At 63.7% G+C, this 14,159-nt stretch carries 17 protein-coding genes and 2 pseudogenes; 13 read left to right on the top strand and 6 right to left on the bottom strand.

Annotation, left to right across the window (positions count from 1 at the left end):
• The first annotated feature begins 267 nt into the window (after positions 1-267).
• The 3 genes from ACFI9K_RS00985 to ACFI9K_RS00995 are packed head-to-tail and all read left to right on the top strand — an operon-like array spanning position 268 to position 1,701.
• Complete coding sequence (locus tag ACFI9K_RS00985) at positions 268-825, top strand: flavodoxin domain-containing protein (RefSeq protein WP_462661796.1); 558 nt, start codon at positions 268-270, stop codon at positions 823-825.
• Positions 822-1,265 carry a universal stress protein gene (locus tag ACFI9K_RS00990; protein ID WP_462661797.1) on the top strand — a complete coding sequence of 148 codons (444 nt, stop codon included), beginning with the start codon at positions 822-824 and terminating at the stop codon, positions 1,263-1,265. Before ACFI9K_RS00985 ends, ACFI9K_RS00990 begins: the two co-directional genes overlap by 4 nt.
• Positions 1,219-1,701, top strand: coding sequence for a VOC family protein (locus ACFI9K_RS00995; RefSeq protein WP_462661798.1), 483 nt, complete (start codon positions 1,219-1,221; stop codon positions 1,699-1,701). The genes ACFI9K_RS00990 and ACFI9K_RS00995 overlap by 47 nt, the downstream gene beginning before the upstream one ends.
• A gap of 22 nt (positions 1,702-1,723) precedes the next feature.
• On the opposite strand, the gene ACFI9K_RS01000 is transcribed toward ACFI9K_RS00995, so the two are convergent.
• The 3 genes from ACFI9K_RS01000 to adhP form a co-directional block, all read right to left on the bottom strand.
• Positions 1,724-2,311: a hypothetical protein gene (locus ACFI9K_RS01000; RefSeq protein WP_462661799.1), complete on the bottom strand. Its 588-nt coding sequence runs from the start codon at positions 2,309-2,311 to the stop codon at positions 1,724-1,726.
• A gap of 150 nt (positions 2,312-2,461) precedes the next feature.
• Positions 2,462-3,265 carry a GAF and ANTAR domain-containing protein gene (locus ACFI9K_RS01005; RefSeq protein WP_462661800.1) on the bottom strand — a complete coding sequence of 268 codons (804 nt, stop codon included), beginning with the start codon at positions 3,263-3,265 and terminating at the stop codon, positions 2,462-2,464.
• Between the two features lie 114 nt (positions 3,266-3,379).
• A complete protein-coding gene (gene adhP / locus ACFI9K_RS01010) occupies positions 3,380-4,390 on the bottom strand; it encodes an alcohol dehydrogenase AdhP (RefSeq protein ID WP_462661801.1) in 1,011 nt (336 codons plus the stop codon).
• 180 nt (positions 4,391-4,570) lie between these two features.
• Here adhP and ACFI9K_RS01015 point away from each other — a divergent pair, with 180 nt between their 5' ends.
• A complete protein-coding gene (locus ACFI9K_RS01015; protein WP_462661802.1) occupies positions 4,571-5,098 on the top strand; it encodes a DUF1003 domain-containing protein in 528 nt (175 codons plus the stop codon).
• Here the strand turns inward: ACFI9K_RS01015 and ACFI9K_RS01020 are convergent.
• Positions 5,073-5,573, bottom strand: coding sequence for a flavodoxin domain-containing protein (locus ACFI9K_RS01020; protein WP_462661803.1), 501 nt, complete (start codon positions 5,571-5,573; stop codon positions 5,073-5,075). The genes ACFI9K_RS01015 and ACFI9K_RS01020 overlap by 26 nt on opposite strands.
• A complete protein-coding gene (locus ACFI9K_RS01025; protein ID WP_462661804.1) occupies positions 5,570-6,001 on the bottom strand; it encodes a hypothetical protein in 432 nt (143 codons plus the stop codon). The genes ACFI9K_RS01020 and ACFI9K_RS01025 overlap by 4 nt, the downstream gene beginning before the upstream one ends.
• Positions 6,002-6,109: 108 nt before the next feature.
• Here ACFI9K_RS01025 and ACFI9K_RS01030 point away from each other — a divergent pair.
• Positions 6,110-6,220 (top strand): annotated as a pseudogene (locus ACFI9K_RS01030) (sulfite exporter TauE/SafE family protein); the annotation flags it as partial.
• Here the strand turns inward: ACFI9K_RS01030 and ACFI9K_RS01035 are convergent.
• On the bottom strand, positions 6,195-7,622 hold the full coding sequence (locus ACFI9K_RS01035; protein ID WP_462661805.1) for a DUF4389 domain-containing protein: 1,428 nt from the start codon (positions 7,620-7,622) through the stop codon (positions 6,195-6,197). The pseudogene ACFI9K_RS01030 and the gene ACFI9K_RS01035 overlap by 26 nt on opposite strands.
• A 189-nt stretch (positions 7,623-7,811) precedes the next feature.
• On the opposite strand from ACFI9K_RS01035, the gene ACFI9K_RS01040 reads away from it, so the two are divergent.
• The 8 genes and pseudogenes from ACFI9K_RS01040 to ACFI9K_RS01075 all read left to right on the top strand — a co-directional run bounded on the left by ACFI9K_RS01040 (position 7,812) and on the right by ACFI9K_RS01075 (position 14,135).
• Positions 7,812-8,456 carry a hypothetical protein gene (locus ACFI9K_RS01040; RefSeq protein WP_462661806.1) on the top strand — a complete coding sequence of 215 codons (645 nt, stop codon included), beginning with the start codon at positions 7,812-7,814 and terminating at the stop codon, positions 8,454-8,456.
• Positions 8,453-8,758 carry a three-helix bundle dimerization domain-containing protein gene (locus ACFI9K_RS01045; protein WP_462661807.1) on the top strand — a complete coding sequence of 102 codons (306 nt, stop codon included), beginning with the start codon at positions 8,453-8,455 and terminating at the stop codon, positions 8,756-8,758. Before ACFI9K_RS01040 ends, ACFI9K_RS01045 begins: the two co-directional genes overlap by 4 nt.
• Positions 8,752-9,636, top strand: a complete 885-nt coding sequence (locus ACFI9K_RS01050; protein WP_462661808.1) for a universal stress protein — start codon at positions 8,752-8,754, stop codon at positions 9,634-9,636. Before ACFI9K_RS01045 ends, ACFI9K_RS01050 begins: the two co-directional genes overlap by 7 nt.
• A gap of 118 nt (positions 9,637-9,754) precedes the next feature.
• Positions 9,755-10,351, top strand: coding sequence for an Rv1733c family protein (locus ACFI9K_RS01055; protein WP_462661809.1), 597 nt, complete (start codon positions 9,755-9,757; stop codon positions 10,349-10,351).
• A gap of 43 nt (positions 10,352-10,394) precedes the next feature.
• Positions 10,395-11,867, top strand: coding sequence for a bifunctional aminoglycoside phosphotransferase/ATP-binding protein (locus tag ACFI9K_RS01060; RefSeq protein ID WP_462661810.1), 1,473 nt, complete (start codon positions 10,395-10,397; stop codon positions 11,865-11,867).
• Positions 11,864-12,657 (top strand): annotated as a pseudogene (locus ACFI9K_RS01065) (alcohol dehydrogenase catalytic domain-containing protein). The gene ACFI9K_RS01060 and the pseudogene ACFI9K_RS01065 overlap by 4 nt, the downstream one beginning before the upstream one ends.
• Positions 12,658-12,791: 134 nt before the next feature.
• Positions 12,792-12,992: a hypothetical protein gene (locus ACFI9K_RS01070; RefSeq protein WP_462661811.1), complete on the top strand. Its 201-nt coding sequence runs from the start codon at positions 12,792-12,794 to the stop codon at positions 12,990-12,992.
• A gap of 15 nt (positions 12,993-13,007) precedes the next feature.
• The gene (locus ACFI9K_RS01075) at positions 13,008-14,135 is read left to right on the top strand and encodes a cation:proton antiporter (RefSeq protein WP_462661812.1); all 1,128 of its coding nucleotides are present in this window, start codon (positions 13,008-13,010) and stop codon (positions 14,133-14,135) included.
• The last annotated feature ends 24 nt before the right edge of the window (positions 14,136-14,159 follow it).

Genomic DNA, 14,159 nt, shown 5'->3' on the forward strand with positions numbered 1-14,159 from the left:
CACCTTCGGCCGTTCCTGTGGGTCCTAAGTCCCTACTCGGTGGCGGTCCCGCAGCGCAGAGTGATCATCGAGCAGTCTCCCTCCACGACAAGGACCCCGGCATGAGTCTCGTTCCTTCGCTCGACAGTGCCGGACCCAACACGTTGGAAGAGCTGTTCGCCGCGCGATATGCACGCGGAGACATGGATCGAGCGCAGTACCTGACCCAGATCGATGGTCTTGCATTGCGATTCAACCGAACCGAACCAACACTGACAGGACGTCAACATGCGAATCCTGATCGCAACAGCAAGCCGCCACGGTGCCACCCGAGAGATCGGGCAGTGGCTGGGCGCATCGATTCTGAGCGAAATGTCCACCGACGACAGCACGACGACAGTGGACGTGCGTGATGCCCGCGACGTTGACAGCATTGCCGAGTACGACGCTGCGATCATCGGCAGCGGCGTCTACATGGGCAGATGGCTTCGAGACGCACGTTCGCTGATTGCCAGGGAACAGGCCGAACTGGAAGAGATTCCTGTGTGGCTCTTCTCGAGCGGCCCGGTGGACGGCAGCACTCCGACCACCACTCAGCCGGAAGAGACGAAGGCCGCCTGGGCGATCGAGCATCGAGTGTTCGGAGGCAAACTGGACACCTCGAGGTTGTCACGCTTCGAGCGCGCGGTCGTTCGGCTGATCAAGGCATCCGATGGCGACAGCAGATCACGAGCAGAGGTCCTGGCATGGGCGGTAGTCATTTCCTCTCAGCTCACACCTTTGGTACCCCGGGCCTCTGCGGCATCTCGACAGAATTCGACACCGAGGACAAGTGAGGGTTCATGATTGACACGAACTCGACCAGCCGCGCCATTGTGGTGGGGGTCGATGGATCGCCCTCCTCGATCCTTGCCCTGCAACGCGCTCAGCAGTTGGCCACCGCCTTGTCGACCACGTTGGAGGCAGTCACTGTCTGGCAGTACCAGCCGTACATGGACACCGGTTATGTCGTCGAGGTCGAGCCCGCGAAGAACGCTGAGACGATTCTCGCCGATGCTACGGCTGCCGCGTTCGGGACCGACCTGCCCTCAGGCCTGAAACAGGTTGTGAGACAGGGTTCCGCGGCAAAGGTCCTGGTCGACGCCAGCCATGACGCCGAAATGCTCGTTGTCGGAAGCCGAGGCCACGGCGGCTTCGTGGGCCTGCTTCTCGGTTCTGTCAGCTCGCAATGTGCCGAACATGCCCACTGCCCAGTGCTCGTCGTTCATTCGAGGGATCATCACTAGCGGGGCCGCCGGGCTCGTACCGTCGCACATCGCGACGGTGGCCGTGGCCTCGGCGCTGATCAGGGTGCGCGAACTCGACAGGTCGATCGACTTCTACTGCTCGGTATTCGAGTTCACTGTCTCCATCCGAGAAGCGGACGCAGCACTGTTGCTGGCTCGGAACGGCTTTCAGATCTATTTGCATGCGGATCCCATGTCGGTGCCTAAACCGGTGAACGCTCTCGGAGTCAGCGAGATCATGTGGTCGGCGCAACGCGCGGAGTCACTCAACGAGATCGGGTCTCGGCTGCGCACGCACTACCCGGCCACGTACATTCACACATCCGACGGGGTCAGCTATGTCGATGGCTGCGACCCGGACGGGAACAGGGTTCTCGTGGCGTACCCCAGCCCACTGCAGTTGCCGCGCAGCGTCATCGAGCATCGATTCCGCTGAGTTCCACCCCCGACGGTTCCGGTCAGGATCCCTGCGGAGGAAACCATCCTCGCGCGTCGCGCAGGGTCCGCCGGGCCACTTCGGCTGTCGGCGTTCCTGATTGGGCGGCCAACCGGTGCAGTTCGGCACGGCCTTCGGCCGCGCTGCGCCCACCCGCGATGAGCACACCGATCGCCTGATTCACTTCGCTCACGGCCGCGAGAGCGTGGGCGGACCTCCCTTCGTCTGCGGCGCGCAGGTGTCGATCGAGAACTGCGGAGTCGCCGCCAAGCCCGAGCGAGAAGCTCACGTCGGCGGCGAAATCCACGAGAGCGCCTGCCGTGCCGGACAGAATGAGCAGATACTTCTCGGTACCGGCGCTCCACGGGTCGGAGAGAGTGAGTTGAAGCGACGAGGCCGGCTCGTGGTCGGCCCTGTTTCCCGTCGACGCCGACACCTCGAAGTACTCGCCGTCGACGATCACTGTGAGGGTTATCGAGACCACGGCCGATACGGCCGCGTCGATATCCGCGGACAGCCGGTCCACCAATTCTGCGAGGTCGACGGTGGAGCTGTCGAGTGCTGTGGTCAATCGCGCCAGATCGGCGAGCAGACGAGGCTGCAATTTCATCGAGAATCCCGTGCGGCCCGACCGCCTGTTCGATTCTTCCGTAAATCCTGCCACGATGGATCTCCATCGTCCGGTGCAGGTGCGAGGCCAAAGTCGGACTCGATGCCTCGAACGCACCCGCATAGTAGACGCTACGCGCTTTCGTGCGGTCTATGTGCGTCGGCGTCGCACGCGTGCTGCCCTCATTGCTTCGGCGACCATGGATTGTGCCACCACAGCGATTTTCTTGTGCTCGGTCTGACTGATATCTCGAAGCTTGTCGTACCCCTCGGCGTCACTGCACCCGGTTCTGCTGATCAGTATCCCGATGGCCTGATCGATCACCGCTCTACTGCCCAATGCCTTTTCGAGCTGCTCGGTCAGCTGCACCGCGCTGTCCAGCGCACGGGCATTCTGCGCCGAGATTGCCGCGGGTACCGCGAAGAGCTCACCCAGCTCGGCCGCTCGGTCGTCGAAGGCATTCGGTTTGTGCGCGTAGACGTTCATAGCGCCGAGTACCACCGACTTGGTGATCAACGGTAGCGACAACACGCTGTGCACACCCAACTCGCCCACTCGCGGCCCGAACTCGGGCCACTGCGGATCGGCGTCGAGAGAACCCGACCGCACGGTGATCCCCTCTTTCGCCGCGGTGATGCACGGGCCCTGGCCCAGTCCGTACTGGATGTCGTCGACGACACGAACGAAGTCTTCGCTGGCCACGATGGTGGCGGGCAGGCCGGGATGCAGCAGCGTCAACCCGGCTCCATCGGCTCCCGGAATGGCACGCACCGCGAACTCTGCGACGTGCGACAAGGTTTCCGGTAGCGACATCGTGCTCATGGCCAACCGACCGAGCCCTGCCAATGCGGCGGCGAAATCGTCGTCGAATTCGTCGGTCGCGGGTTGCTCGGAGCCGGTTTGACCTGGGACGGGGTTCGTCCGGTCCGGATCACCGGGGTGCCCTGCATTCATCGCTGCTCGATTCGTTGTGGACATTCGCGTTGGTGAAGCACGCGTCAGCCCAGTCGAACCCTACGGCGTACTGAACCGAACAGGAACATCCACCGGTGATCCGAGCGCCCGGCCTCAGAACTCGAATACCTGGCGAGCAGTGACACGGCCACCCATGAGGTCGTCGAAGCACTCGTTCACCTCGTCCAACTTGCGCGATACTGCAGATACCGTAGTACGCCCGGCCTCGTGCAGGGCGAACACCTCACGAAGATCCTTCCTGGTGCCGACGATCGAGCCGAGTACCGAGATTCCGCCGACCACCGTCTCGAAGATCGGGACCGGGAACACGCCGTGAGCAGGCATCGACACGCACACCAACCGACCTCCGCGACGCAGTGACCGGAAGGCCTGATCGAAGACGCTGGGGATGACTGCCAGCACGATGGCGACGTCGGCACCGCCGAGAGCCTGGATGGCCTCCACCGGATCGGTGGTCGCCGAGTTGACGGTGTGGTCTGCACCGAGTTCACGTGCGAGTTCGAGCTTTTCGTCCTCGATGTCGACAGCGGTGACGAATCCGCCCGCGATCTTGGCGTACTGCACTGCCATGTGACCGAGCCCGCCGACGCCGAAAATGGCCACCCTCTGAGCCGGTGCAACTCCACCGACCTTGACTGCCTTGTAGGTGGTGACGCCGGCGCAAGTCAGTGGAGCCGCATCGAACGAGGAGATGCTGTCCGGAACGCGGACGACATACTTCGCATGGGCCACAGCGTATTCGGCGTATGCCCCGTCGACGGAGTAGCCGCTGTTCTGCTGCTTCTCGCACAAAGTTTCCCACCCCGATACGCAGTGATCGCATTCACCGCACGCCGAACCGAGCCACGCGATCGCGACTCGCTCACCGATTCGATCTTTCGACACCTGCGACCCGACCGCCTCTATCACCCCGACGCCTTCATGTCCGGGAACGAACGGCAGGGTCGGCTTCGCCGGCCAATCCCCCTGCGCAGCATGGATATCGGTGTGACAGACCCCGCACGTCTCCATCTTCACCAACACCTGCTCGGGCGCAGGTTCCGGAATCGGGATGTCCTTGACGACCAGGGGTCCGCCGAACTCGGTGACAACAGCAGCTTTCATCGTGGATTTCCTCCAACTATCGAAACCAATGCCGTTCTCGACCATCGAGCAATGCACACTGTCGATGGTCGGCGCTCCCGCGATCGGCATGTAGGGCCGGAAGTCACCGCCGGTTCGGGACGTATCCCGAACCGGCGGGTCGGGAGTCGAAAGGTCTGAAAGCAGGGGCTTTCGTCCCTGGTGCTCGTCGACGACCTGGACGACACTCGGCAGCATGGATACTGCTGCACACTCCCGATCGAAGACCTGCGAGCGATGAACCTGTGGAGAAGACACCCGGGCGTCCGAACCGGTGATGCATTGACCACCGGCGAGCGAGCGGCGGATTACGTCCGAAACGGAATGGGCTCCTGGCCCTTCGTCTTCCTGTTTCTGGGCGTGATGGCGCTGTGGGCCGCATACAACCAGAACGACGGATTCGACCCGTACCCCTTCATCTTGCTCAACCTGTTCCTGTCGATGATCGCGGGACTCCAGGGAGCGATTCTGTTGATCTCGGCGAAACGCGCAGATTCGGTGAGCAGTGAGGTTGCCGTACACACACTTTCGAACACGGCCCTCCTCCAGGACATGATCGAGACCAATACCGTCTTGACCGAATCGGTGGCTCGGTTGGCGGCGGAGATACACGAACACGTCTGCCCATCATCCCAGCGTGCCGGTGCAGCCACGTCCCAGAAGGTCACGAGCCCGGTTTCCCAGCCGTGAGACAGGCAAGGATCTCTCGTGCCCAGTTGCACACGAGTACCCAGTCACGAAAATCTCCCGCATCCGCGCCGGAGTCGACGAATATCTGACGTTCCCCCACCGAAAGCCGTTCAGGATCGAGCTTTCCGGGAAACGTTCGGTGCGCAGTGGCTTGCAACACCGCTACTGCGTGCGCGGCATCGGAGGTGACGTTGACCGGCCTGTCGCTCGAATGCAGCGGTCCACAGGAAAACAGCCACACGGGCGGATGCGCCGACCTCGATACTCGGTCGACCAGAGCCTTCGCAGCCGGAACCCAGCGATCGGAGTAGACGGCGCTGCCGATGACCAGCGCGTCGTAGCCGTCCACCCGGATCACGGTTTCCGGTACACGTATATCGACGTCGACGCCATCGTGTTCGAAGACTCGAGCCATTTCCTTGCCCAGGGTGTGGGTCGCTCCATGCCGACCCGCGGTGCAGATCAGTATTCTCATGCGTCGTTCGACACGAGATGTGCGGACTTGCCCGCGGCAACTGTTATCCGCCATCCGCGGAGAGCGATGACGAGCCCCAGCATCCCGAACGATCCATGCAGCCAACTCGTCTCGCCGGTCACGGCCGGTTGCACGACAATCCAGGCCACGAGGAGCACTCCGGCTATGTGGGCCATGGGACCCGACCGTCCGCCGCCTGCGAAGGCAGATGCCGCAGCAAGCCCCATAGGGATGCCGACGACCAGTACCAGTGAAAGTGCTGTGAGCGTCACGGGCAAACCGGATTGCAGGTCGGGACTCAGATCGATTGCACCCGAGGCGAACCCGATCGCACCACCGAATGCATTGATCGACACGCCTCCACAGACAGCCCCCAGCCACGGCCATCGGCGATTCTGCACGGTGAGCACTCGAGTCGTAGGCATCATCTGTTCAGTTTGGTCGCGGCGCGATGCGTGAACTAGGGCACAAGGTCCCTGCTGTGCACACCGAAGCCATGGCGTCCACAGCCATCCCAGCTCGTCGACTCTTCCGCGTGCGCGCACTTCGGAACTCGGGTCGATACCGCACGCCTGCAACGCCTGTTCGCCTACCTGGTGTTCGCCGTGGCCGGGTACGTCGTCATCGACGCGGCGTTTCTGCGCTGACCTCGATATCGTCCGGCCCCATGTCGAGCCGGAACGGTGGGTATTCGTCGGTCATCAGGGCCGCATAGGCCGCGACGCGAAACACCCACCGGTTGATGCCGAGCACCAGGTCGAACAGGCCTCGCGGATAGCGACCGGTGAACAGCAGCGTGATTCCGGCGATGAGGACGAGCACACCGAGGACGGAGCCGAACAGATACGGCTGACCAGTGGGGCCCGCGTCCCCGCTACCGGCCAAGCGGAAGCCGGCATACCAGCCGCCGGCCAGCAGGGAGAGCACGAGGTAATGCGGTATCGCCAGCAGCCACCACTTCACCAACACTTTTCCACGCGAAAGCCTTTCGGGATACTCCACCGTCAGGTCGGCGGGATAGTCCGTGCGATGCAGCGTGAACGGCGGGTAGCGGTCGGTCCCCAGCGCCGAGTACGAGTAGAACTGCACACGCCACACCCAGCGGAGAACGCCGACATTGAAGTGGAACAGCCCGCGCGGATACTTTCCGGTGAACAGGATCGCCACGCCGGCAACGAATGTCGTGACGACAAATCCTGCCGCGAGGAACAACAGGACGATGTAATGTGGCACGGCCAGAAGCCATTTGACGATCCACAGTCCTCGCGACAGCGACTTGGGACGTGTGCCGGTAAGCACTACCGGATATCGAGACTGCAGGGTCGCACTGATCACGGCGTGAGGTTCGTCGAGCGGCTCCGATTCCGAGACTCTCTCGGGTGCAGCCCTTTTGCCGAGCCCAGCCGCGCCGAACACGATGGATCCGACGCCGAGCGCCAGAAGTATCGCCGACGCTGCAAGTACGGATGCCGCCACCGGTCCGAGTGATTGCACTCGAACGCCTGCGCTCACGTCCACGTCGACGCCGGCGCTACCGTCGGCATTCATGACGACCAACGTCCACGAGCCACCCTGCGGCTTCCACTCCAGTTGTGTTGTGCCAGTGCCGGTCGAGCGGGCCGACCACCATGGCTGATCCAGCGGTGAAGCGGCGGTGCCGTTACCGGGGACGGTGTCGTATCGAGCCCGGAAGGGAGCGAACTCGACATCGGTGACCACGGTGTGCGCCACACCGCGAAGGTAGTCGCGGACATCAGCCGTGGGCGCGATCCCGATCAACACCTCGCGAGTGGGATCGGACGACGTGACTTGGGCCGAGACCGTCACCCGGTCCGACACCTGCGGGTCGATCGAATCGACAAGGGAGACGTCCTCGGACACGAGCGCCCTCGAGGCCGTCGTCAGTGGTGCAGTCGGCAAACTGATTCGCCCCTCGTCGTCCTGCGCGACGTAACCGAAGAACAGAAGTACGCCGACGCCGATCACAGCGAAGGCGACGAGTGACACCACACATCCGATGACCAGTGCGAAAACTCTGTTGATTCCCATGACGGGCCCTTCGGTCGGTACAACTCGTGCGGTGGGGTCATCGGGCAGCGTGGACGACGCTACGAGGCCGCACGGGAGGACAGAGGGGCCTTCGGTAACAGGGTTGCCGACAAAAGGCCCTACATCGCGCAGTCCGCTCCGGGCACGCTCGAGGGAGGAACTCTTCCCGTCCACGATCGCGAGGTATCCGTGCAGACACCATCGACCCCAGCGCACTGGGACGATCGAAACGAGACGGTCGGTCTCGACCTGTTCTGGCTACCACTCGGCGCTGGCGGACGCTCGGTCAAATGGAACGGCCGCATATTCGAAGGGGCGAGTGCGTTGATCGAACGCCGCACAGCCCAGGAGCTCTATCACTCCGCGCTGGTGGTTCATCTGCCGCCGAACCGCTATGTGGTCGAGATGACTCCCGTGTGGAATGTGCCGTCGGTCGACCGTGGCGTCGTCGTCGAGGGGCCCGTCGGGGTGCGGTTCGCCAAGCGATACGCGATCGGTCGCTACGAGGTGCACTGCTGGATGAACGGCACGATCGCTGACGTCGACGAGGCCGTGGACAGCCCGCGTCGCCTGGTCACCGACGAACCATCGTGCCGACGCGCACTCGCCGCAGTCGGTGCGGTGCCCGAGCTGATCTGGGGCCGAGACGAACGTCGAACAGGCGAGATGTGGAACTCCAACTCCGTCGTGGCCTGGGTACTGATGCGCAGCGGAATCGATGCTGCGTCGATCCACCCACCGCTGCACGGTGCCGCCCCCGGCTGGACTGCGGGAGTTGTCGCAGGAGCCTTCGACAACACCAAACCGACAACCACCACCGAGAGAGTTATATGACCATCACCGACGCAGGACCGACCACCCCGCTGCTGAACGACGAACTGACATCCATCGCCACGATGCTCACCGCGAGGTTTCCCGATCTGACGCGCGCGACCGTCGAGGATGCAGTCCGCGCCACCTACGACCGGCTGGATGCAACCGCTCGCGTTCGTGGCCACCTCATTCCGCTGACGTCCAATCGTGCACGGGTAGAGCTCGACCGCCTACGAGCCGAGCGTGCAATCGATGACGACCTGGAGGCCGTCGCCGCCGAGATACGCCGCACCCTGCCACCGAGGGCGGGACGATCATGGTGAGCACCGAGCCGCGACAGCTGCCCGTACAAACCCCGGTCGCTCCCGGATTCTGGGCGAAGAAGAACTGGGGTGACATCGTCGTCGCGCTCGATGGCACCCAGAAGTCTCGCGACGCACTGTCCTGGGCTGCGGGACTGGCGTCGGTGACCGGGGCACGAATTCGCCTCGTACATGCCCTGACACCACGGGGATCGACCCGGTCGTCGGTGCGACTGCATGGTCGACGCCTTCTTCGATCGGCTCGCAGTGAGCTCTTCTGCCTCGATCCCCGCATCACGATCGATTCGATTCTCACCGACGACCCGATTGCGTCGGCACTCGGCGCACTGTCGCACACTGCTGATCTACTCGTCATCGGCGGTCACGAATCGGGCCCGCTCCGAGATGTACTGTTCGGCCGCAACGCAACTCGTATCGTTGCCGAATCGGCGTGCCCGGTTCTGGTACGGCGCCCGCAGCAACCAGATGTCACGCCGAATTCTCCGGTTGTCGTCGGCGTGGACCTTTCGGACTCCTGCACCCGAGCGATCGAGGCGGCCTTCTGGTTCGCCGATGCACTCGAGGTCCCGCTCACCGCGTTGCACGTCGGTTCGCCTCACCATCGGTCCGCCGCGAAGGATACCGAGTTGGAGCAGATCCGAGCGCTCGAGTGGCTGGGCGGACGCATCGACGCCGCTACGTCCGTGCATCCCACAGTCAACGTGCACCTGCATCTGCTCGACGCTTCGGCAGAGCACGAGCTTCGACTCGCATCGGCTACTGCACACCTCCTTGTGCTGGGCAGCCGCGGGCACGGTCCGTGGACGGGTCCCTTCACCGGGTCGATCGGCCAGTCGCTGGTGCACGCGTCGGGCGGTCCGATCCTGGTGGTGCGCTGAGTCCTCGTACTGCCGACAGCCCCCGGCTCATCGGGACCTTGTGCCCTTACGGATCAACAGCTCGACGTTGGAGACTCGTGGAAGACGAATGCACTTCGGGCGGGAGTAGGTGACGGGCATGTTCACAGAACAGGTTCACCGGTGGTGGCGACGAAGTCCGTGGATCTCCAATCCACTGATGCGACTGCCCGACAGGATCGAACGAACAGCAGCCGTCGTCGGTGTCGCGGTACTTCTGCTGCTGATTCCCGTCGCCGCGACCGTCGGTTCGGTGACCTCCAGCGACCTGTTACTGCGGTCGCAACAGCAGCGGGCACAGTACGTTCTGGTCGATGCCCGTGTCATCGACGCCACGAAATCCGCTCGGCCCGATACCGACGGCGTCACGACCGTGGCCGGTACCGCGACCGTGCAGTGGAGCGCGCCGGACGGCTCACTGCGCTCGGGGGCAACCGACGTCCCCTCGGCGCTACGAATCGGTGACACGACTCCGATCTGGCGTGATGCGGGCGGGAATCTCGTGCGCGCCCCCGGCACTGGTGCCGGTGCTGTGGTCAACGGTGCTGCCACGGCCGTTTTCGTGTGGTTTCTCGGTGCCATTGCGATCGGCGGCCTGGTCTACCTCACCACCGTGGCCGGTGAACGTTCACGAATGCGACAGTGGGACAGAGACTGGCAACGCTTTCTACAGGCCCGCGATCATCCCTCTCGCTAGTACCGGTAAACCTGTTCCCCCAACACCATTCGAAGGATGAACCATGCCTGCAGTCGTCGAGTGCGATCCGTCAGGTCCGACGGCCGTCGGTGCCGCACTGATCCGCGAAACGCACAGTGCTTATGTTTTTCTACTCGGTGATGTCGTCTACAAGATGAAGAAGCCGATCGAAACCGACTTTCTCGACTTTCGTACGGTCGATTCCCGATGGACCGCGTGCGACCGGGAGTTCACACTCAATTCTCGATTCGCGCCCGATGTCTATCTCGGCATCGCCGAGCTCACCGATCCGGAAGGCGGTCCGGCCGAACCCTTGCTGAAGATGCGACGCCTCCCCGACTCCACTCGATTGTCCTCTCGCGCAGCGGCCGGCGAGGACATCGGCACCGACATCGACCTCGTCGCACGCGCGATCGGGACCGCTCACAAGAACAGTCCTCGAAGTATCCGCATCGACGGCGAGGGGCGACAGAATGCCCTGGAAGAACGGTGGCGCAACAACATCGACGAAATGCGTGAACTGGCGGTCGGCGTGCTCGAACCGGAGCTCGTGGAGCGGCTGGAATGTCTGTCGTCACGGTACGTCAGCGGGCGTGCTGCACTGTTCGATCATCGAATTTCACAGGGCCACGTAGTCGACGGGCACGGCGATCTTCTCTCGGACGATATCTTCTGCCTTCCCGACGGCCCCCGCATACTCGACTGTCTCGACTTCGACGACCGCCTTCGTTTTCTCGACGCAATCGACGACGTCGCCTGTTTGGCAATGGATCTCGAGTTTCAGGGTCGCCCCGACGCGGCCCGGCGATTCGTGACGTCGTACCTCGAAGCGACCGAGGACAATCCCCCTCGCTCTCTGATCGATCACTACATCGCCTACCGCGCGACTGTTCGCGCGAAGGTCGCCTGCCTTCGCTTTCATCAGGGTCACCCGTCTTCGCAGATCGACGCACGCGCCCACCTCGAGCTCGCGCTCGCCCATCTGACGTCGTCGGCGGTCACCGTCACATTGATGGGCGGCCTGCCCGGCACCGGCAAGAGCACCATGGCGGCAGCGCTCGCGGAACGTACCGGGGCCGTGGTGTTGTCGAGCGATGTGGTGCGCAAGGAGAGCGCAGGGCTCGACCCACGGTCACCACATCCGTCGGCCGTCGGATGTGGGCTCTATACCGCCGAGAAGACAGCAGCCACCTACGTCGAGTTGATGCACCGAGCACACGAACAGGTCACGATGGGCCATTCGGTGATCATCGACGCATCGTGGAACGACGGCTACACGCGAGAGCAGGCGCGGACGCTCGGAGCCGACACCCACAGCGATCTCGTCGAGTTCGAGTGCCGGGCACCGGAGCGAATTGCACTGGAACGCATCACTACTCGTCCCCACGGAGCCTCGGACGCATCCACGTCGGTATACGACGCCATGGCCCGTTCCCACCGACCCTGGCCGAGCGCGACCGTGATCGACACCTCCGGGACCGTTGCCGAATCGCTCACGGCCATGGCTTCCCGATGACCGCTTCGACCCCTGACACCGGCGCGTCGGGAAAGGCCTGGCGCACCACGCTTCCCGGCTCCGTCGACGACAACCCACTGCAGCTCGTCGAAGCACGTCGTCCGATCCCCGCACCGGGGGAATTGCTGGTCTCGGTCGAGGCGTGTGGTGTGTACCGGACGGATCTACACGTCGTCGAGGGCGATCTTCCCGTGCACTCACCCGGTGTCGTCCCCGGGCGCGAGATAGTCGGGGTCGTGTCCGCCCTCGGGGCCGATACCGTGACACCGTTCCGCGTCGGTGACCGAGTAGGCATTCCGTGGCTTCGGCACACCTGCGGCACCTGCGCGCTCTGCGCGGAGGGCAAGGAGAACTTGTGCGCCGAATCCCGTTACACCGGGTGGAATCACGACGGTGGATTCGCAGAGTGGGTAGTTGTTCCTGCCGATTACGCACTCGCACTGCCTGCGGGATACCGCCTCGCCGAACTCGCTCCGCTGCTGTGCGCAGGAATTATCGGCTACCGAGCGCTTTTGCTGACCGAGCTACCGGTGCACGGCATCCTCGGCCTCTACGGATTCGGCGGCAGACCGACGTCCCTGCCCTGAATTACCAGCGACACCTCTTCCACGAGAAGCGGCTGCGCAGTGTGGAAGCGAACACCAGGGAGGACGCGCGGGCATTTCTCGATATCTGTGGTCGAGTGCACCTTCGAGTGGAGACCACGGTGTACCCGTTCGAGCGGGTCCCGGACGCCTTGTGCGATTTGCGGCACGGTCGGTTCGCGGGTGCCGCGGTCATCGTCATGTGACTGTGAAACAGAGCCGAGTGGCCTCGAAAGAAGGGCACTTGGGCAGATGGCGCAGCCCGAGTGTCGTTGTACGCTCAGGACTGTCGTCCTGAACGTCGTCGACACGAAGTAGCCACATTCGAGGAGACGATGACATGACCGATCTCGACACCGAATTTCGCTCCGCCGCTATCGACTATGAGCGCGCGCTCATGTGCAGCCCGCTGGCTGCACAACTGCGTGTGGTCGATTGTCGAATACAGTCCATGATGATCGAGCAGAGGGCTCTGCACCCTCGAGACCTCGTTGCGTCGGCATTGCCGTCGAGTCGACGCCCGACGCTGAACTCTGCCTGAGGTCATCGCGGTCGCATGACCTTCGAGACGCTTGCCCTGTGTGCCGCAGTGGGGTTGTTCGGACCACTGCTGGCGCTGCCACGCGGGCTTCGGATACCCGTCGTCATCGGAGAACTTGTCGCCGGAATTGCCATAGGCCACACCGGCTTCGGTGTCATCGATCCGAGTGAACAGACACTGAGTTTCCTGGCGCAGGTGGGGTTTGCGCTCGTAATGTTCGTGGCCGGCAGCCAGGTTCCCATTCGTGACCCTCGACTACGGGTCGGCCTCCGGGTAGGCGCTGCGCGGGCTGTGGCCGTCGGGCTGCTGGCCACCGCGATCGGCTGGGCCGTCTCCGTCGCATTCGATCCACCACACCTGGGTCTCTACGCGGTACTGATGGCATCGTCCTCGGCCGCGGTCATCATGCCGATCGTCGAGTCCAGCAAGACGACCACACCCGGGCTGATGTCCCTCCTGCCTCAGATCGCGCTTGCCGACGCAGTCTGCATCGTCGCGCTGCCGCTCGTGATCGATCCACCGCGCGCCGTTCCCGCCGCGCTCGGATCGGCCACGGTCATCGCCGCTGCCGGCCTGATCTTCGTTGTCCTGCGCCACTTCGACCTCACCGGGCTGCGCCGCCGAATCCACCACGTCTCTGCCCAGCGCAAGCTCGCGCTCGAATTGCGCCTCAACCTGGTTCTGTTGTTCGGCCTCGCGGCCCTTGCGGTCCACACTCACGCGTCGGTGATGCTCGCCGGCTTCGGTTTCGGTCTGGCCGTCGCTGCAATCGGAGAACCGAGACGTCTGACGCAACAACTGTTTGCCATCACCGAAGGTTTTCTGGGGCCACTGTATTTCGTCTGGCTCGGAGCATCCCTCGATCTGCGTGCCCTGGGCAGTCATCCGGGCATGATCGTGCTGGGGCTCGTATTGGGAGGCGGTGCCGTGGCAGTGCACGTTGCCATGCGCCTGACCGGCCAACCCGCCGGACTCGGGATACTCGCGGCAGCCCAACTCGGCGTTCCGGTTTCGGCAGTGACGCTCGGCGCGGAAAGCGGCGTCCTGGCTCCCGGTGAGGGCCCGGCCATCGTGCTCGGAGCCCTGGTGACCATCGCGGCGGCGGGCGCAGCCGCGCGGGTATCGGCCCGTCGCGCACTCTGACTCCTACGGTCCGCGGCGGCGCAA

It is taken from the genome of Rhodococcus sp. PSi06 (assembly GCF_054960675.1).

Bases quoted from the DNA above. Each gene is read 5' to 3' on its own strand.
- ACFI9K_RS01050 (WP_462661808.1), top strand. From the start codon at position 8,752: ATGGTGAGCACCGAGCCGCGACAGCTGCCCGTACAAACCCCGGTCGCT.
- ACFI9K_RS01005 (WP_462661800.1), bottom strand. From the start codon at position 3,265: ATGAATGCAGGGCACCCCGGTGATCCGGACCGGACGAACCCCGTCCCA.
- ACFI9K_RS01035 (WP_462661805.1), bottom strand. From the start codon at position 7,622: ATGGGAATCAACAGAGTTTTCGCACTGGTCATCGGATGTGTGGTGTCA.
- ACFI9K_RS01020 (WP_462661803.1), bottom strand. From the start codon at position 5,573: ATGAGAATACTGATCTGCACCGCGGGTCGGCATGGAGCGACCCACACC.
- ACFI9K_RS00990 (WP_462661797.1), top strand. From the start codon at position 822: ATGATTGACACGAACTCGACCAGCCGCGCCATTGTGGTGGGGGTCGAT.
- ACFI9K_RS01045 (WP_462661807.1), top strand. From the start codon at position 8,453: ATGACCATCACCGACGCAGGACCGACCACCCCGCTGCTGAACGACGAA.
- ACFI9K_RS01070 (WP_462661811.1), top strand. From the start codon at position 12,792: ATGACCGATCTCGACACCGAATTTCGCTCCGCCGCTATCGACTATGAG.
- adhP (WP_462661801.1), bottom strand. From the start codon at position 4,390: ATGAAAGCTGCTGTTGTCACCGAGTTCGGCGGACCCCTGGTCGTCAAG.
- ACFI9K_RS01025 (WP_462661804.1), bottom strand. From the start codon at position 6,001: ATGATGCCTACGACTCGAGTGCTCACCGTGCAGAATCGCCGATGGCCG.
- ACFI9K_RS01000 (WP_462661799.1), bottom strand. From the start codon at position 2,311: ATGAAATTGCAGCCTCGTCTGCTCGCCGATCTGGCGCGATTGACCACA.
- ACFI9K_RS00985 (WP_462661796.1), top strand. From the start codon at position 268: ATGCGAATCCTGATCGCAACAGCAAGCCGCCACGGTGCCACCCGAGAG.
- ACFI9K_RS01060 (WP_462661810.1), top strand. From the start codon at position 10,395: ATGCCTGCAGTCGTCGAGTGCGATCCGTCAGGTCCGACGGCCGTCGGT.
- ACFI9K_RS01075 (WP_462661812.1), top strand. From the start codon at position 13,008: ATGACCTTCGAGACGCTTGCCCTGTGTGCCGCAGTGGGGTTGTTCGGA.
- ACFI9K_RS00995 (WP_462661798.1), top strand. From the start codon at position 1,219: ATGCCCACTGCCCAGTGCTCGTCGTTCATTCGAGGGATCATCACTAGC.
- ACFI9K_RS01055 (WP_462661809.1), top strand. From the start codon at position 9,755: ATGTTCACAGAACAGGTTCACCGGTGGTGGCGACGAAGTCCGTGGATC.